This window comes from Vibrio sp. 10N.222.51.C5, assembly GCF_041474575.1.
GTDB lineage: Bacteria > Pseudomonadota > Gammaproteobacteria > Enterobacterales > Vibrionaceae > Vibrio > Vibrio crassostreae_C.
The window spans coordinates 17,158-34,844 of the sequence record NZ_JBFRUJ010000006.1; the positions used below are offsets into that span (position 1 = coordinate 17,158).

17 protein-coding genes and 7 tRNA genes are annotated in these 17,687 nt (G+C 43.7%); 15 read left to right on the forward strand and 9 right to left on the reverse strand.

The window, feature by feature from the left end; all coding sequences use genetic code 11:
- Positions 1 to 365: 365 nt before the first annotated feature.
- A complete protein-coding gene (locus AB4558_RS01725; protein WP_017064159.1) occupies positions 366 to 1,034 on the forward strand; it encodes a LuxR C-terminal-related transcriptional regulator in 669 nt (222 codons plus the stop codon).
- A 102-nt stretch (positions 1,035 to 1,136) separates the two neighbouring features.
- Here AB4558_RS01725 and AB4558_RS01730 read toward each other — a convergent pair.
- Positions 1,137 to 1,213 (reverse strand) — tRNA-Pro (locus AB4558_RS01730).
- A gap of 255 nt (positions 1,214 to 1,468) precedes the next feature.
- Here AB4558_RS01730 and AB4558_RS01735 point away from each other — a divergent pair.
- From AB4558_RS01735 to rluF, 3 genes are all read left to right on the forward strand, one after another.
- On the forward strand, positions 1,469 to 1,609 hold the full coding sequence (locus tag AB4558_RS01735; RefSeq protein ID WP_017062321.1) for a DUF3149 domain-containing protein: 141 nt from the start codon (positions 1,469 to 1,471) through the stop codon (positions 1,607 to 1,609).
- Positions 1,610 to 1,798: 189 nt separating this feature from the next.
- Complete coding sequence (gene smrA / locus AB4558_RS01740; protein ID WP_017062320.1) at positions 1,799 to 2,380, forward strand: DNA endonuclease SmrA; 582 nt, start codon at positions 1,799 to 1,801, stop codon at positions 2,378 to 2,380.
- A gap of 176 nt (positions 2,381 to 2,556) precedes the next feature.
- Positions 2,557 to 3,690, forward strand: coding sequence for a 23S rRNA pseudouridine(2604) synthase RluF (gene rluF / locus AB4558_RS01745; RefSeq protein WP_017064161.1), 1,134 nt, complete (start codon positions 2,557 to 2,559; stop codon positions 3,688 to 3,690).
- Between the two features lie 103 nt (positions 3,691 to 3,793).
- Here the strand turns inward: rluF and ybaK are convergent, their stop codons facing one another.
- The 8 genes from ybaK to hemA all read right to left on the reverse strand — a co-directional run bounded on the left by ybaK (position 3,794) and on the right by hemA (position 11,998).
- Positions 3,794 to 4,267: a Cys-tRNA(Pro) deacylase gene (ybaK, locus tag AB4558_RS01750; RefSeq protein WP_017069618.1), complete on the reverse strand. Its 474-nt coding sequence runs from the start codon at positions 4,265 to 4,267 to the stop codon at positions 3,794 to 3,796.
- A 118-nt stretch (positions 4,268 to 4,385) separates the two neighbouring features.
- Complete coding sequence (ushA, locus tag AB4558_RS01755; protein ID WP_017064163.1) at positions 4,386 to 6,047, reverse strand: bifunctional UDP-sugar hydrolase/5'-nucleotidase UshA; 1,662 nt, start codon at positions 6,045 to 6,047, stop codon at positions 4,386 to 4,388.
- A 454-nt stretch (positions 6,048 to 6,501) separates the two neighbouring features.
- Entirely contained in the window at positions 6,502 to 7,356 is an 855-nt protein-coding gene (kdsA, locus tag AB4558_RS01760; protein ID WP_017069619.1) for a 3-deoxy-8-phosphooctulonate synthase, read from the reverse strand.
- 22 nt (positions 7,357 to 7,378) lie between these two features.
- Positions 7,379 to 8,188, reverse strand: coding sequence for a SirB1 family protein (locus AB4558_RS01765; protein ID WP_017062315.1), 810 nt, complete (start codon positions 8,186 to 8,188; stop codon positions 7,379 to 7,381).
- 6 nt (positions 8,189 to 8,194) lie between these two features.
- The gene (locus AB4558_RS01770; protein ID WP_009848726.1) at positions 8,195 to 8,578 is read right to left on the reverse strand and encodes a SirB2 family protein; all 384 of its coding nucleotides are present in this window, start codon (positions 8,576 to 8,578) and stop codon (positions 8,195 to 8,197) included.
- A gap of 177 nt (positions 8,579 to 8,755) precedes the next feature.
- Entirely contained in the window at positions 8,756 to 9,616 is an 861-nt protein-coding gene (prmC, locus tag AB4558_RS01775) for a peptide chain release factor N(5)-glutamine methyltransferase (RefSeq protein ID WP_017062314.1), read from the reverse strand.
- 5 nt (positions 9,617 to 9,621) lie between these two features.
- Entirely contained in the window at positions 9,622 to 10,710 is a 1,089-nt protein-coding gene (gene prfA, locus AB4558_RS01780) for a peptide chain release factor 1 (RefSeq protein WP_017062313.1), read from the reverse strand.
- Between the two features lie 28 nt (positions 10,711 to 10,738).
- Positions 10,739 to 11,998: a glutamyl-tRNA reductase gene (gene hemA / locus AB4558_RS01785; protein ID WP_372157820.1), complete on the reverse strand. Its 1,260-nt coding sequence runs from the start codon at positions 11,996 to 11,998 to the stop codon at positions 10,739 to 10,741.
- Positions 11,999 to 12,158: 160 nt separating this feature from the next.
- Between hemA and lolB the strand changes: the two genes are divergently transcribed.
- The 11 genes from lolB (at position 12,159) to AB4558_RS01840 (ending at position 17,605) form a co-directional block, all read left to right on the forward strand.
- Positions 12,159 to 12,806, forward strand: a complete 648-nt coding sequence (gene lolB / locus AB4558_RS01790; protein ID WP_123961849.1) for a lipoprotein insertase outer membrane protein LolB — start codon at positions 12,159 to 12,161, stop codon at positions 12,804 to 12,806.
- Complete coding sequence (gene ispE, locus AB4558_RS01795) at positions 12,803 to 13,678, forward strand: 4-(cytidine 5'-diphospho)-2-C-methyl-D-erythritol kinase (protein ID WP_017062310.1); 876 nt, start codon at positions 12,803 to 12,805, stop codon at positions 13,676 to 13,678. The genes lolB and ispE overlap by 4 nt, the downstream gene beginning before the upstream one ends.
- A 27-nt stretch (positions 13,679 to 13,705) precedes the next feature.
- On the forward strand, positions 13,706 to 14,650 hold the full coding sequence (locus AB4558_RS01800) for a ribose-phosphate pyrophosphokinase (RefSeq protein ID WP_004739814.1): 945 nt from the start codon (positions 13,706 to 13,708) through the stop codon (positions 14,648 to 14,650).
- Positions 14,651 to 14,873: 223 nt separating this feature from the next.
- The gene (gene pth / locus AB4558_RS01805) at positions 14,874 to 15,464 is read left to right on the forward strand and encodes an aminoacyl-tRNA hydrolase (protein WP_004739815.1); all 591 of its coding nucleotides are present in this window, start codon (positions 14,874 to 14,876) and stop codon (positions 15,462 to 15,464) included.
- Between the two features lie 10 nt (positions 15,465 to 15,474).
- On the forward strand, positions 15,475 to 16,566 hold the full coding sequence (gene ychF, locus AB4558_RS01810) for a redox-regulated ATPase YchF (protein ID WP_010439159.1): 1,092 nt from the start codon (positions 15,475 to 15,477) through the stop codon (positions 16,564 to 16,566).
- Positions 16,567 to 16,846: 280 nt separating this feature from the next.
- Positions 16,847 to 16,923: transfer RNA gene (locus tag AB4558_RS01815), tRNA-Met, on the forward strand.
- Between the two features lie 65 nt (positions 16,924 to 16,988).
- Positions 16,989 to 17,073: transfer RNA gene (locus AB4558_RS01820), tRNA-Leu, on the forward strand.
- 29 nt (positions 17,074 to 17,102) lie between these two features.
- A tRNA-Gln gene (locus AB4558_RS01825) sits at positions 17,103 to 17,177 on the forward strand.
- Between the two features lie 77 nt (positions 17,178 to 17,254).
- Positions 17,255 to 17,331: transfer RNA gene (locus tag AB4558_RS01830), tRNA-Met, on the forward strand.
- 72 nt (positions 17,332 to 17,403) lie between these two features.
- Positions 17,404 to 17,488 (forward strand) — tRNA-Leu (locus AB4558_RS01835).
- 42 nt (positions 17,489 to 17,530) lie between these two features.
- Positions 17,531 to 17,605 (forward strand) — tRNA-Gln (locus tag AB4558_RS01840).
- The last annotated feature ends 82 nt before the right edge of the window (positions 17,606 to 17,687 follow it).

Here is a 17,687-nt window from a genome sequence, read left to right on the forward strand (position 1 = left end):
CATAAATAACAGTGTGGCATCTTCATTAACGTTGAGTACGAACACCAACTCTAATTTCAACCTGAATACGAATAGTGGTATTACAACGTTGATTATTAATATAAATCAGTTTCCTGCCACTATAAAACTTCACCCAAACAAGGGGATCTGGAAAATTCATAAAGACTGTACAATCAATAAAATAAAACCATAAATCTCGGTAATTCCGTCTTTCTACTTAAGTATTATTTTACCTTCGACAATACTATTAAATTAATTTCATAAATTTGATGAATAATTAGCTTTAAAAATTAGCAAAATAACAATACGTGCTTTAAACTAAAACACCTAAAGTTCAAGTAATGAGTTAAGAAAAGGAGTTCCACATGGCTAAACTGGAGGCTCATAACGCCATTTTACTTGCGGAGAACAATTTACAATCGATACTACTAAAAGAGTCTATAGAACAGAAAGTTAACCTGAACATAAAACTCATATCACCGGAAAGGCTCAGTGCTAAATCCCTAAAAAACGATGACTTAGTTCTGATTATTATTGATTTCCCGACAATGAGTAAGCAATACATTGAGAAATACCAGGAGCTCAGAGATGACGTAGCAAGTGATGTCCATGAAGTGCTACTCAATACACCAGGCGATTTTCCGCACTCTGAAATGCTTAAATGGCAGTATCTTGTCGGCATTTTTTATACGTCGGACACGCTTGAAAAGCTCGTGGCCGGCTTTAACTGCATTTTGCAAGGCGAGATGTGGATGAGTAGAAAGCTCATTTACCAGTACATTAGCTTCTACAGAGAGAGGCAGTGCGCGAAAACCAGTCCTTATTACCTCAAGCTGACCAAACGCGAGCAGCAGATCATTAAGTTACTCGGTGATGGAGCATCTAACACTCAGATAGCAGATACCCTCTATGTCAGTGAGAATACGGTCAAAGCACACCTTCACAACACGTTTAAAAAAATCAAGGTGAAGAATCGCTTACAAGCTTTGATCTGGGTTAAGAACAACGTTGCGACAAATGAGTTTGTCCAATAGACCTAACTCTCTGCCCTCAACCATAAACAGTCAATGCAGTTAGAATATAGAAATCCCAAATACAAAAAAGCCGTAGCATTTCTGCTACGGCTTTCTTTAATGTGGTCGGTGAAGAGGGATTCGAACCCCCGACCCTCTGGTCCCAAACCAGATGCGCTACCAAGCTGCGCTATTCACCGAGATATCTAACTGGCTCATTGCCTGTCGATGGAGCGTATAATACGGGTTCTGAATTTATCCGCAAGGGCTTTTTCTCATATTTATTGCGATTTTGAATCGTTCGAACAAAAGACATACAACAACGAGCATGATGTGACGAAAAACACACAGTTACCAACAAGTATTTAACTTATGAAACAGGATTGATCCAGATCAGTGAATTGATAATGCTTGTTAATACACTAAGCCATGTCATATAACTTTGAGGTATACACATGGACTTTTGGCTAGATCTCCTATTTGGTAATGCGGTGGGACTATCTTCAATGATAGTAATCTTCGGGGCTCTGGGTCTCATGATGTTTTATGGAGGCTTCTTCATCTACAAAGTTATGACTGAAAAATCTCCTCACTAGAATCGCTCAGCCTAAATCATTTACTTTTAAGCATTGTTTTACTTTATAAGTATTACTTTATTTTATAACTAAATGTCAAAACGCTTTGCACCGGAGCAGACTTATTGTCTTCTCCGGTTTTTTCATTTTTAAACCTAACCTCAACTTAGGTATACTTACCCTATCCTTCTCCAACTTGAGATACACACTATGTCTCATGATGATGACTTAGATCTATTCCAAGAAATGATGGGCGATGTTAAACGTATCGACCATGACACCGCTGAACACCAGAAAGTACACCGAGTCACCGAATCTCACCTTGCTAAGCGTGAAGCCGCTATGTGGCTGTCTGACGACGAGAAAGACTACTTATCATTAGACTATTCGCCAATGATCAAGCCAGACGATGTTGTTGCTTATAAAAAAGACGGTGTACAAGAAGGCGTATACAAAAAGCTGCGCCTAGGAAAATACCCTATTCAAGCCAAGCTCGACCTTCATAGGAAAACACTGAAAGACGCACGTAACGAAGTGCTTTCATTTTTGCGTCAGTGTTTAAGAATGGATGTTCGTACCGTCATCATTGTTCATGGTAAGGGTGAGCGTTCGAATCCACCTGCAATGATGAAAAGCTACGTGGCAAATTGGCTAACACAAATCAACGACGTTCAATGTGTTCATTCTGCTCAGCAATTTCATGGTGGTACGGGCGCAGTCTATGTCATGCTCAGAAAGAGTAATGAGAAAAAGCTAGAGAACAGAGAGCGCCATCAAAAACGCACCAGTTAATAGGTTGAGATAGATAAATGGACTAGTAACGATTTTGCATCAAGATCGATATTTCGTGCCTAGACTCACACCAAGTGCTAAAATTACCTCAGTTAACGAATTTCAACTCAAAGCAACTATCCAAAGGTTGCTTTTTGTTTATCTATATTTCCGTTGTGAAACGCTAAGAGAATATCATGTCACAAGAATCCCAAGCTAAACGCCTTAATAAATACATCAGTGAAACTGGTTTTTGCTCACGCCGCGAAGCCGATAAGCTCATTGATGCAGGCCGAGTTACTATTAACGGTAAGATCCCTGAAATGGGTACTAAAGTCTTGCCAGGTGATGATGTTGAGATCGACAATAAGCCTGTTCGCTCAAAAGAGAAGCCGATTTACATTGCTCTTAATAAACCAACAGGTATCACCTGTACGACTGAGCGTGATATTCCTGGCAACATCGTCGACTTTATCGGCCACCACAAACGTATTTTCCCGATTGGTCGTCTAGATAAGCCTTCTGATGGCCTTATCTTCCTAACCAATGACGGCGACATCGTAAACAAGATCCTACGTGCAGGTAACAACCACGAGAAAGAATACGTGGTGCGTGTAGATAAGCCGATTACGACGGAATTCTTGAAGCAAATGGGCGCTGGCGTTCACATTCTCGATACAGTCACTTTGCCATGTAAAGTAGAGAAAGAGACTAAGTTCTCATTCCGAATTACGCTAACACAAGGCCTTAACCGCCAAATTCGCCGTATGTGTGAAGCGCTCGGTTATGAAGTATTTAAACTGCGTCGTGTTCGTATTATGAATATCTCACTAGACGGTATTCCTAACGGCAAATGGCGCTACCTGAGCGACGAAGAGATCACTGAAATTTTAGCGATGTGTGAAGGCTCAGTAAGTACGGAAGATGCGTCAAAAATGAACGCGAAAGGTCAACGCATTCGCAAAGCGACTGACGCGAAACTTTTTGATAGCCGTGAAGAGAACCAAGCTTCAACAGCGCGCCGTAATCAAAACGAGAACCGTACACGCACCTACCGCGGTAACAATGCGGATGAATTCCGTCATGCACCTAATTCAAAGCGTGGCCGCAATTCATCGAATGGTGAAAGCGGTGGTAATACCGAGAACTGGAAATCGAACTCTCGTTCAGAGCGTTCTAATTCAGATAGAAATCGTTCGGATCGCAATCGCACAGATCGCGATAATACCGATCGTAGAAGCGGGAAGCCGGCAAACCGCAGCCAAGATTCAAACAGACCGAACAAACCTGCACCAAAGCGTGTTGGTGGTACTTTAGGTCTGAAGAAGTAGTCTGAATCAGTAAGACGAGACACTCGATATAAAAACGCCCGCTAGATTAGTCTAGCGGGCGTTTTTGTTTGTCATTCGATAGTTTTATCATCATGACAACAATCTATAAACATAGATCAGCAAACTGGCCGCGAGTCAGCAGTGTTAAGTCTTTTGGGTCTAATTCAATCTCTAGCCCACGCTTACCTGCACTCACACATATCGTTTCAAAATCTGTCGCACTGGAATGAACGAAGGTAGGCAGTGCTTTCTTCTGTCCAAGCGGACTAATGCCACCAACAACATAACCCGTGGTTTTCTGAGCAATCTCAGGATCGGCCATCTCTGCTTTTTTGCCTTTCGCTGCTTTAGCGGCAAGCTTTAGATTTAGCTTCTGGTCGACAGGAATAACGGCAACCGCCAAATCTTTCGCCACACCATTCAAGCAGAACAACAGCGTTTTGAATACACGTTTGGGATCTTGACCAAGCGCTTCAACGGCTTCTAAACCATAGTTCGTATTATTCGCATCATGATGATACTGGTGCACACTATGAGCGATTTTCTTTTTCTTGGCGAGATTGATTGCAGGGGTCATAACAAATCCAAACGATAGATAAACAAAAAGCGACGCCGAGGCGTCGCTTTAGTTAAATTTATCATGGTGCTAGAGTCAATCTAATTTAGCACCTATTGATACAATTGCTTGGATTCAATTACTTGTAAACCATTTGGCCTGAAGGCGCGTACTTGTTCACGTCAACCGGGCTGTTTGCTTCTAGGTACTCTTTCAGTACTTCAGCATCAACAAAACCAGTATTTACGTAACCTGGGTGATCAGACAGTTTAGGGTAACCGTCACCACCAGCAGCGTTAAAGCTTGGTACTGTGAAACGGTAAGTTTCGTCTAGACGAAGCTGTTTGCCACCGATGAATACATTCGATACTTCACCGTTCGCTACTGTCATAGAGATTCCAGCAAACTGAGCGTAAGCACCAGAATCGATTGGTTTAGTCGCTACTACATTTAGGTAATCCAGAACTTCTTTACCCGTCATGTCTGTGTAAGTCAGGATGTTTGCAAAAGGCTGTACCTTCAGTACATCTTTGTAAGTAACATTACCGGCTTCAATTGAGTCACGAACGCCACCAGAGTTCATCACAGCGAAGTCTGCTTTTGCACGCTCCATGTGAGAAGTCGCAATCAAACGACCTAGGTTGGTCTGTTGGAAACGAACGACGTTACGATCGCCTTCAAGCTTGCCATTTGTCTCAGCGATTTGAACTTCTAGCTGTGCCTGACCTTGCTCTTGGAAAGGACGTAGGAATTCAAGTAGCTCTGGGTCTTGTGCGATTTCATCTTGAATAAGAACACGTTGCTTCTTACCGTCGATCTTAACTTTCTTCTTAAGGTTAACTGGAATCAGGTCGTAGCTCACCATCTCTAGCTCGCCATTACGGAATTCGTAATCAGCACGACCTACGTACTTGCCCCACTCGTGAGCTTGAACGATGTAAGTACCGTTCTGTACGTCAGGCTTACACTCATCACCCGGCTTGAAGTTTTTCTTCGCAACGTTAGGGCCTTCCATACATACAGGCTCTTGAGAGTGACCACCAACGATCATGTCTAGATCGCCTTCGTTTAGGTAACGAGCAAGTGCGACATCACCCGGAGCATTAACACCACGTTGGCCATTTTCGTAGTGACCCATATGAGTCACAGCAAAGATTAGATCCGGTTTTTCTGTTTCTTTAAGTTCAGCGATTAGCTTCTTCGCTTCTTCTTTAGGATCACGGAAGTCGATGCCTGCGATAAATTCAGGGTTACCAATCTTTTGGGTATCTTCAGTTGTTAAACCAATAACCGCAATCTTGATGCCTTGCTTTTCGAACATCTCGTAAGCTTGGAACTTACGTTCACCTGTCGCTTTATCGTAGATGTTTGCAGATAGCATTGGGAAGTTAGCCCAGTCGATCTGCTTTTGTAATACGTCTAAAGAGTTATCAAACTCGTGGTTACCCAATGCCATGGCATCGTAACCAATTTTGTTCATACCTTTAAAATCAGGTTCTGCGTCCTGAAGGTCTGACTCTGGAACACCCGTGTTGATGTCACCGCCAGATAGAAGCAACACGCTACCGCCTTCTGCTTCAACTTCTGAACGAAGTTGGTCAACTAGCGTTTTACGTGCAGACATGCCGTATTCGCCATATTTATTCTGCCAGAAACGACCATGGTTATCGTTTGTGTGAAGAATCGTTAGCTTGTAAGTTTCGTCTTGGTTCCAATCATGAGCTGATTGAGACGCACACCCAGCTAGAGTAGCTAGAATTGCAGCACTTAGTGCTGTCTTTAGAATAAGGCGTTGCTTCATTGTCATACCTTTGAACTTTTTAGGGAATCCACTGCTTTTTATAATCTATTGCGACCCCTTTCCTGGAGTTCGAACAATAAGACTTCAACATGACTAATCTTAAATTAACATTCTAGATGTAACACGACGATTTCATATTTATGTCGAATTGGTCACGCATAGGTCAACAGTTAAGTGTAACAAAATTATGAGATTACACTCAAACTTCCCCTGCATCACAAGCAATCGTTTACTTACAAAGTGTGATGAATATCAGCAATTTACTGCAAACAGGACTGACCTCACACTCATATAAGAGTTTCTTAGGTAATAACCCGCCACGTTAACAACTCTTTAAATGAACGGTTTATGTTCGGCTGCTTTTACGAGATTAAAAAAAGCCCAATTCAGAGAACTGGGCTTTCTTAGATCAACTTTGTGAAATAACGTTTCCGTTACTTCACATCCATCTCAATTATTTAATATCAATATGCTCAAAGCCTTTGATAAGGTCATCAAGTGCTTTCATCTGCTTCAAGAACGGCTCTAGTTTGTCTAGAGGTAGCGCAGATGGGCCATCACAACGAGCTTGGTCTGGGTTTGGGTGAGCTTCAATGAACAGACCCGCAATACCCGTAGCAAGACCCGCTTTAGCAAGTTCAACCGTTTGCTCACGACGACCGCCAGATGCAGCACCTGATGGGTCACGCATTTGTAGAGAGTGCGTCACGTCGAAGATGATTGGGCTACCGTTTGAAGACTTCTTCATTACGCCAAAGCCAAGCATATCCACAACAAGGTTATCGTAACCCATGCAAGCGCCACGCTCACAAAGGATGATGTTGTCATTACCGCACTCAGCGAACTTATCAACGATGTTGCCAACTTGATTCGGGCTCATGAACTGAGGCTTCTTCACGTTGATTACTGCGCCAGTCTTAGCCATTGCTTCAACAAGATCAGTTTGACGAGCTAGGAATGCAGGTAGTTGGATTACATCAACCACATCCGCAACAGGCTGAGCTTGAGCTTCTGTGTGGATATCAGTAATGATCTTCACGCCGAAAGTATCTTTCAGCTCTTGGAAGATTTTGAGACCTTCTTCCATTCCTGGACCACGGTATGAATGAACTGAGCTGCGGTTCGCTTTATCAAAAGACGCCTTAAATACGTAAGGGATGCCCAGCTTCTCGGTTACTTTTACATAGTGCTCACAGATCTGCATAGCAAGATCGCGAGATTCAAGAACGTTCATGCCTGCAAATAGCGTAAATGGCTTGTCGTTAGCAATTGGCATATCGCCAATATGAACTGTTTTCTGTTCCATCATATTCTCTCTAAATAATTATTAATTAGTGAACAACCACTGTCTTTTCGTTCATGACGTTCACTTGAGATTTCAGTAACTCAGATGCCGGGTCATCTGGGCATTGGTCGATAAAGTATTGATAATCGGTTGCGGCTACTTGGTGACAGTCTAGCTGCTGATAGATAAAACCGCGGTCACGGATTTCATACGGATCATCCGGCACAAACGTTAACGCAAGATCGGTACACTTCAATGCAAGTGTATAACGCTCTTCTCGCAGCAGTGCACTCTTGAGCAGGGCTAACCACTTACCAATAATCGTTGGGTGGTCGGCGACTTCTAGGTGCTCAGGTTTCACCTTAGCTAATGGGCCATCATGGCCAATTAGCCATGCTCGCAGCGTTTGTTCGCCAACGTACTCACCGTTATAAGGGTTAATGTAGGCCGCAGCTTGCCCGTACCAACTTACTTTAAGTAAGAATTGAGTCGGAAAAGAGACGCCCTCTACAGGAAAGCCTAGCTTGCGACCTAGAAAAAGAAAGATCGCCCCCAGACTCACTGGAATGCCTTTCTTTCTCTCAAGCACTTTATCGATGAAGGCGTTTTCCGAAGAGAAATACGCATCTTTATCGCCAGCAAAGCCCCATTCATAAAAGAATAGTCGAATAAAAAATTCAAACTTCTGCTGTTCATCGGTTTCATTAACCAAAGCAAACTCGGCGTCTTTTAACAATCTCGCCAGCTCTTGCTCTGCCCAACTGTCTTGAGTTTCTGGGTTAATCGCTTTATTTAAGATCAATGCACCTTCAGCTAACTCTAACTGGTCAAAGTCTTCATCAAAAAATTCGTACATAGATAGTTAACCGAAAAATGTTGGTGTCTTGGTCATTGCGATTTTGCCTGCCATCGCTAACCAGCCAAGCGCACCAAAGAAAGAGAATACTCTCAGTAGCTTGTTTTTACCTAGCTTAAGCGCAAAGAAACCTAATGCGATGTAAGCCATAACACAAGTTAGTTTTTCGGTTAACCATGGTGCTGCTGGTGTAAATGGAATAAAGCCAGTGATGAAAATCAAACCAATACCCGATAGCAATAGCAACGAGTCATTGATATGAGGGAAACGCTGCAAGAAAGGATGCTTAAGCTTAGGTGAGTTAGCCATCATAAGAGCGAAACGAATCGAGAGAAGTAGCGCACTTATAGCAATCGTTAATAGGTGAAAATGTTTTAGACCTTCGTACATGGTATTCCTTTATATTTTTATATGTGCTTTCGTTAACACGAGCCTCACAATACCCGTTAATGCTCTGTAGTTCTGCATAAAATCTCTGTATTTCTGCGTTAAATGCATTGTCGAGTTAAAGGTATCAATTTAGCAAGTTCATCATCCATTGCTCACAAGACGATTAACAATCACTAACTATGAACAGTAACGACCCAATGTCACTCGGTCATTACCACCGTAATCTTTCTCTGTGACAACATCGAGATAACCGAGCGCCTGCATAATCTCACGAACTGCCAAACCTTGGTCATAGCCGTGTTCAAATGCTAACCAACCTTCATTTTCCAAAAAGCCACGTGCGTTTTCAGAAATGTATCGAATATCTGCAAGCCCTTTCTCTTCAGCAACCAGTGCTGTGATCGGCTCAAAACGCACATCGCCTTGAGACAAATGAGGATCATTCTTCTCAATGTATGGCGGGTTAGAAACAATCAGAGAGAATTTCACAACGCCTTCAGAGCTCAAAGGCTCAAACCAACTACCATGCAAAAAAGTCGCATTGGTGATGTTGAGACGCTGTGCATTCTCTGTCGCAAGCTGCTGCGCTTCAGGGCGAAGATCAATACCCGTCACCTGTCGATTCGGCATCTCAGACGCCAATGCTAACGCGATAGCACCTGTACCTGTCCCTAAATCGAGAATCGCGCCTTGCTTGCCAAAGGTTTTATCCAAAGCTACCTCAACCAAACGCTCGGTATCTGGGCGTGGGATTAATGTAGAAGGGGAAACTTTTAACGGCAGTGACCAAAACTCACGCTCACCAATTATGTAAGCCACAGGCTCACCGGTTAAGCGACGTTTTAGAAGGGCATTGAATTCAGACTCTTGCTCTGAGGTGAGATGCTTCTCAGGCCAAGTCAGTAGGTAAGATCTTGGTTTATCTAAGGCGTGACAAAGCAGTACCGCGGCATCAATAGAGGGTGATGTGTTATCACCCTCTTGAAGCTTTACGATTGCTGCTTTTAAAGCACTTTCAACCGTATATGCTGACTGCATACTGGTTAGTTGTTCTCTGCAAGTGCAGCAAGCTGATCGGCTTGGTGCTCTTGAAGTACAGGATCAAGCAAGCTTTGCATGTCACCTTCAAGTACTTCGTTAAGACGGTAAATTGTAAGGTTGATACGGTGATCCGAAACACGGCCTTGTGGGTAGTTGTACGTACGAATACGGTCACTACGGTCACCCGAACCTAGTAGGTTACGACGTGTATCAGAAACCGCTGCCGCGCGGCGCTCTTCTTCTGCTTGAACAATACGAGCAGCAAGAACAGCCATCGCTTTCGCTTTGTTTTTATGCTGAGAACGCTCGTCCTGACACTCTACTACTGTACCCGTTGGTAAGTGAGTAATACGGATTGCTGAATCCGTGGTGTTAACGTGCTGACCACCCGCGCCTGATGCACGGAAAGTATCAATTTTAAGGTCGCCCGCTTTGATTTCTGGAAGATCCGCTTCTGGGATCTCAGGCATAACCGCAACCGTACATGCTGACGTGTGAACACGGCCTTGAGATTCGGTTTCAGGTACACGTTGTACACGGTGACCGCCTGACTCAAACTTCATGGTGCCGTAAACAGCGTCGCCACTAACCTTAGCGATCATCTCTTTGTAGCCGCCTTGCTCAGAAGCATTGCTGCTCATGATTTCAACACGCCAACCTTTCTTCTCAGCAAACTTAGAGTACATACGGAACAGGTTGCCCGCGAAGATACCTGCTTCATCACCACCCGCACCTGCGCGGATTTCTAGGAAACAGTTACGCTCATCGTTTGGATCTTTTGGAATAAGAAGAATCTGTAGCTCATCAGTCAGACGCTCAATTGCTGCTTTCGCATCTTTGATTTCATCTTGAGCCATTTCACGCATTTCTGCGTCGTCTTCGTTTGCCATCTCTTCAGCAGCTTCTAGATCTTCTTTCGCTTGCTGGTATGACTGGAAGCAAGCTGTCACTTCTTCAAGTTGAGAGTATTCTTTCGAAAGTGCACGGAATTTGTCTTGATTCCCGATTACATCTGGATCACCAAGTAGGTGTTGAACTTCTTCATAGCGTTCAACAAGTGTTTCAAGCTTTACTAGAATCGAGGCTTTCATAATGTCTTATCTTGTTGGAGGTCTAATATTATTGAGGGTTTTCTAAGCCCAAACTCTGTCTAATGACCATTAATTTTGCAGGTTCTCCTTGCTCAGCTGCACTTTGAAGTGCGCGCGTTGGAGCATGGATCAATTTGTTTGTGAGCTTATTGCTGAGCTCGAGTAAAACTTTTTCAGGGTCACCGCCAGCGGCAAGCGATTGTAAACTTTTACTTAATAATTCTTCGCGGATTTCGTTAGCCGATTTACGGTAATCTCGAATACTGTCTACCGCTTGTAAAGAGCGCATCCAACTCATGAACGCGGCACTTTCTTCACTGACGATCGCTTCAGCTTGAATCGCTTCAACTTTACGTTGTTCGATATTGCCATCAACAATCGACTGCAAATCATCAACCGAATAAAGGTAGGCATCATTTAGATCACCAACCTGCGATTCCACATCACGTGGAACGGCAATATCAACCAATAACATCGGCTGATGCTTTCTTGTTTTTAGAGCAGTCTCAACCATACCCTTACCGATAATAGGCAATGGACTTGCGGTTGAGCTAATTACGATATCCGCTCTATGCAGATGATCAGGGATCTCATTGAGGCTGATCACTTCAGCACCAAACTCTTCAGCCAGCCCTAAAGCACGCTCACGAGTTCGGTTAGCCACAATCATCTTGGTACAGCCATTCGCTGAAAGATGCTTAGCCACCAACTCAATCGTTTCACCCGCACCCACCAATAGCACGGTTGAATCGGCAATCGACTCAAAGATGTGCTTGGCTAACGTACAAGCTGCGTAAGCAACCGAAACCGCACTTCCGCCGATCTCCGTTTCAGTTCGAACACGCTTCGCGACAGAGAATGATTTCTGGAACAGCTTTTCCATTGAAGCATCAACAGATTTGTTCTCTCGCGAATCTGTATAAGCTTGCTTCACCTGACCTAAGATCTGTGGTTCACCCAATACCAAAGAGTCCAAGCCACAAGCTACGCGCATTAAATGTTTAATCGCCGCCTGCTCTTCATGGACATAAATGCTCGGTTTTAGCTCTTCAGGGCTCACTTGATGGAAAACTGACAACCAATCGATCAACTTGTTTTTTGCCACGCCTTTAACGTCGCAATAAACTTCAGTTCGATTACAGGTAGAAAGTATGACACTTCCATTTACGTGTGCATTTGCGTTAAGTTGCTTGAGTGCCTCAGATAATTTATCTGGACCAAAAGCGACTTTTTCTCGCAATTCAACCGACGCTGTATTGTGATTGATACCTACGGCAAGCAAAGACATGTATCAGAAGTTCTCGATCAGGGAATGGAAACAAGGGGCGAATTTTACTTGATGCATGGCTCTATTTAAAGAGCAAGCGGGATTTGTTTTCCTGACTTCGTGAATTCAATGCTATAGTTGAAGCGTTTTTTAGATAAATTTGAACAAGTTGTGAGCAAATATGAGCAAGCTTCTCAAAATCACGTCTCTTATTTTTATGACCATAATTATGGTGGGTTGCTCGTCTATCCCAGAACAACCAACCAGCGTCGAGTGGCAAAGTCACCAAGATCGGCTTTTACAGATAGAAAACTATCAAGCGTCAGGCAAGCTCGCTTACATTTCCCCAGAGCAACGCCAAAGCCTCAATTTCATTTGGAAGCACTCTCCAAATAAAAGTCAATTAAGGCTTACGACGTTTCTCGGTCAAACCGCGTTGAACCTAACCATTGCTCCATCAGGTGCAAAAGTCGTGACCTATGATGACCAAGTATTTACTCATGCGAGTGCTTCAATCTTGGTTGAGCAGCTGACAGGCTTACAGATCCCCATTGATCATCTACCACAATGGTTCCTTGGCATTCCAGACCAAGCCGATTCCTATCAACTCAGCAGTACCAACACTCTTGAATCTCTGTCCAAACAAGTCAGCAGTCAATTATGGACACTGAATTTTGCTAACTATCGCAATACAGAAATGCCGAGTAAGCAACTATCGGATGAAGACAACGCAAAAGTAGAGACAATCCCACTCCCTACTCGATTGTCATTCAAGCAAAACGAGAACAAAATCAACATTGTAGTTTCGAAGTGGACACTGAAAAAATGATAACAACGCCAACCCATTGGCCCTCTCCGGCTAAACTGAATTTATTTCTCTATATCACTGGTCGACGTGACAATGGCTATCACGAACTTCAAACCTTATTTCAGTTTGTCGATTTTGGTGATGAACTGACGGTCACTGCAAATAAAAAAACAAGTGCGATCACAATAACCCCTGCAATTCCGGGCGTTGCTACAGAAGACAACCTTATTTGGAAAGCGGCTACTGCCCTTCAACAATACACATCGACCTCTTTCGGTGCGGATATTGAACTCAAGAAAGTGCTGCCTATGGGTGGTGGTATTGGTGGAGGCTCTTCAAACGCAGCAACCGTGTTGGTCGCCCTGAATTATTTATGGCAACTCAACCTCTCGGATGATCAGCTCGCTAAGATCGGTTTGAAGCTTGGTGCTGACGTTCCTGTCTTCGTTCGAGGCTACGCCGCCTTTGCTGAAGGCGTTGGAGAACAGCTACAGCCAGCTAATCCGGATGAAAAATGGTATCTTGTGGTTAAACCTCAAGTGAGCATAGCAACTGTAGACATATTCACACATTCAGAATTAACTCGAAACACGCCAAAGCGAGCGCTATCAACGCTTCTAGAGCAAGAATACGTAAACGATTGCGAAAAAATTGTGCGAATGCTGTACCCAGAGGTTGATAAGCAACTTTCATGGCTGCTACAATACGCGCCGTCGAGATTGACTGGCACAGGTTCGTGCGTTTTTGCTGAATTTAACAGCGAAAAAGAAGCCGAATTGGTGCGAGAACAACTGCCTGACACAGTTTCCGCTTTCATAGCGAAAGGAAGAAACATTTCTCCTTTAAAAGAAACTCTGGCTGAATACCAATCAGCCCACCCACAATCTATTTAAAACTGGACGCAACCCGAGGTTTCCACCGTGCCTGATATGAAGCTATTTGCTGGTAACGCAACACCTGAACTAGCCCAACGTATTGCTGATCGTCTATACATCTCTCTTGGCGATGCTACTGTAGACCGTTTTTCTGATGGCGAAGTCGCTGTTCAAATCAATGAAAACGTTCGTGGTAGCGATGTATTCCTGATTCAATCAACTTGTGCACCAACCAATGACAACCTTATGGAATTGGTGGTAATGATTGACGCAATGCGCCGTGCTTCTGCTGGCCGTATTACTGCTGTAATCCCTTACTTCGGTTATGCCCGTCAAGATCGTCGTGTACGTTCTGCTCGTGTGCCAATTACTGCAAAAGTTGTTGCAGATTTCCTTTCTAACGTTGGCGTTGACCGCGTTCTTACTATCGACCTACACGCAGAGCAAATCCAAGGCTTCTTCGATGTACCAGTTGATAACATCTTCGGTACTCCAGTTCTTCTAGAAGACATGGCTAACCGTGGCCTAGAAAACCCAGTTGTGGTTTCTCCAGACCTTGGTGGTGTTGTACGTGCTCGTGCAACGGCTAAAGCGCTAGGTGATGTTGACATCGCTATCGTTGATAAGCGTCGTCCACGTGCTAACGTTTCTGAAGTAATGAACCTAATCGGTGATGTTGAAGGTCGTGACTGTGTTATCGTTGATGACATGATCGATACGGGTGGCACACTATGTAAAGCAGCTGAAGCGCTTAAAGAGCGCGGTGCTAAGCGTGTATTCGCTTACGCAACTCACGCTGTTTTCTCTGGTACTGCTGCGAACAACATCAAGAACTCTGTTCTAGACCAAGTTATCGTAACGGATTCTATCTCTCTATCTCCAGAGATGGCTGCGACGGGTAAAGTGACAACACTTAGCCTTTCTCGCATGCTTGCTGAAGCGATTCGTCGTATCAGCAACGAAGAATCAATCTCAGCGATGTTCAACTAATCAAAGCCCAATAGCTTTTTTTACAAAAGCTTGGTTTTAGAAACACGCGAGAGAAAGATATTAAGCACTTCAGTCAATGAAGTGCTTTTTTTATGTCTGAGTAATATTGCACTGCTAGTTATCACAAACAGGAATAATCGCGCAGCTATCAGCTAGCTCGCACCTTTTTCATAAACTGTGATATCATACGGCGCTTTTTGAAATCCCAAGAGAGATCCATACCTTGAGCCAACAAATAAAACTTCTCGTTGGACTGGCTAATCCAGGTCCAGAATACGCCAAAACTCGCCACAACGCGGGCGCTTGGGTAGTTGAAGAATTAGCGCGTGTACATAACGTGACACTAAAGAACGAACCAAAGTTCTTTGGCCTAACGGGTCGTATCATGGTTCACGGTGAAGATCTTCGTTTGCTGATCCCAACGACTTTTATGAACTTGTCAGGCAAAGCAGTTGCAGCCTTAGCAAAGTTCTACCAAATTAAACCAGAAGAGATCATGGTCGCTCACGATGAGTTAGATCTGCCTCCTGGTATTGGAAAGTTTAAAAAAGGTGGTGGTCATGGCGGACATAATGGTCTGAAAGACATCATCAGCAAGCAGGGTAACAATAAAGAATTCTATCGTCTTAGATTAGGCATCGGCCATCCAGGACACAAAGATAAAGTTGCAGGTTATGTATTAGGCAAAGCTCCTCAAAAAGAGCAAGAGTGTATCGAGGCCGTCGTTGACGAATCGGTTCGCAGCCTAGACATCTTATTAAAAGATGGCCTACCAAAAGCACAAAATCGCTTACATACGTTCAAAGCAGAATAAGGTTTATATCATGGGTTTTAAATGTGGCATCGTTGGTCTACCAAACGTTGGTAAGTCAACTCTGTTTAACGCACTGACTAAAGCAGGCATCGAAGCAGCAAACTTTCCATTTTGTACGATCGAACCAAACACAGGTATCGTTCCGGTTCCAGATCTACGCTTAGATGCATTAGCAAAAATTGTTAATCCACAGAAGATCCTTCCAACGACAATGGAATTCGTAGATATCGCGGGCCTAGTTGCTGGCGCATCTAAAGGTGAAGGTCTTGGTAACAAATTCCTAGCTAACATCCGTGAAACTGACGCTATCGGTCACGTTGTACGCTGCTTTGAAAATGAAAACATTGTTCACGTTGCTGGCAAAGTATCTCCAATTGAAGATATCGAAGTGATCAACCTAGAACTTGCGCTGGCTGACTTAGACAGCTGTGAGCGTGCAATTCAACGTAACGCGAAGAAAGCGAAAGGCGGCGACAAAGACGCTAAATTCGAAATCACTGTACTAGAAAAGCTACTTCCAGTTCTAACTGAAGGTGGTATGGCACGTACTGTTGAACTTGGCAAAGAAGAAGCGGCAGCAATCGGCTACCTAAACTTCCTAACGCTTAAGCCAACAATGTACATCGCAAACGTTGCAGAAGATGGTTTTGAAAATAACCCATACCTAGACGCTGTTCGTGAATACGCAGAAAACGAAAACAACGTTGTTGTTGCTGTTTGTGCAGCAATCGAATCAGAGCTTTCTGAGCTTGATGACGAAGATCGCGAAGAGTTCCTTGCGGATATGGGTATCGAAGAACCAGGTCTTAACCGAGTGATCCGCTCTGGTTACGAACTACTGACTCTTCAGACTTACTTCACAGCTGGTGTTAAAGAAGTTCGTGCTTGGACAATCCCTGTAGGTGCAACTGCGCCACAAGCAGCGGGTAAGATCCACACAGACTTCGAGAAAGGTTTCATCCGTGCTGAAGTTGTTGGATTCGATCACTTCATCGAATTTAACGGTGAGAGCGGTGCGAAAGACGCAGGTAAATGGCGCCTTGAAGGTAAAGAATACATCGTTAAAGATGGTGACGTTGTTCACTTCCGCTTCAATGTATAATTCTGATTAAACATCTAGAAAAAAGGCCAGTGAATTCACTGGCCTTTTTGTTTTTCCCCTTTCTAAATTGTCCCTCACCAGAAAGTTAACTTCCTATATATATCGCCTTTTAGACCTGTTTTTTGTCGACAAATACGCCTCTTTGCCTAAAAAGAAACCGAACAGATGTTTATTCGCGATTTATTCAAAAAAAAAGTTGACGGGTTTCACTCAACTACGCATAATGCGCCCCGTTCACAGCGAAGCGGCAACGTTTCGAAATGAGCAACAATATGGAAATGGCTACTTAGCTCAGTTGGTTAGAGCACATCACTCATAATGATGGGGTCGCAGGTTCAAATCCCGCAGTAGCCACCATTTCCTAAGCACTCTATTTGATATTAAAGTTTGTCTTTAGTAACAAAGAGTTTTTAGGAAATAACGCGGTCGTGGCGGAATTGGTAGACGCACCAGATTTAGGTTCTGGCGCCGAGAGGTGTGAGAGTTCAAGTCTCTCCGACCGCACCATATTGAGATATCTTAATTGATATCATTGTTGGGCTATCGCCAAGCGGTAAGGCACCGGCTTTTGATGCCGGCATTCCCTGGTTCGAATCCAGGTAGCCCAGCCACTATTTAAAGTGTAATTATCTTTAAAAAGATAATGGCATTGAAAGCAAGATTATATTATATTGTCTCGCTCTCAGATGGCTACTTAGCTCAGTTGGTTAGAGCACATCACTCATAATGATGGGGTCGCAGGTTCAAATCCCGCAGTAGCCACCATTCTTTCTTCGAGAAAGAAAAGACAACGTTATATTGAATCACCAATATTCAGTATGACTATAAAGATTTGCTGCGGTCGTGGCGGAATTGGTAGACGCACCAGATTTAGGTTCTGGCGCCGAGAGGTGTGAGAGTTCAAGTCTCTCCGACCGCACCATTATTTAGAATGTGTTTCTTTTAGTAGATGACCATTCATTGTTGGGCTATCGCCAAGCGGTAAGGCACTGGCTTTTGATGCCAGCATTCCCTGGTTCGAATCCAGGTAGCCCAGCCATTACAACGTTACTTAGACAAACCATAAGTCTTCTTAACTATACTCTTCGCTAGAGTAAAAGCTTTGCTGCGGTCGTGGCGGA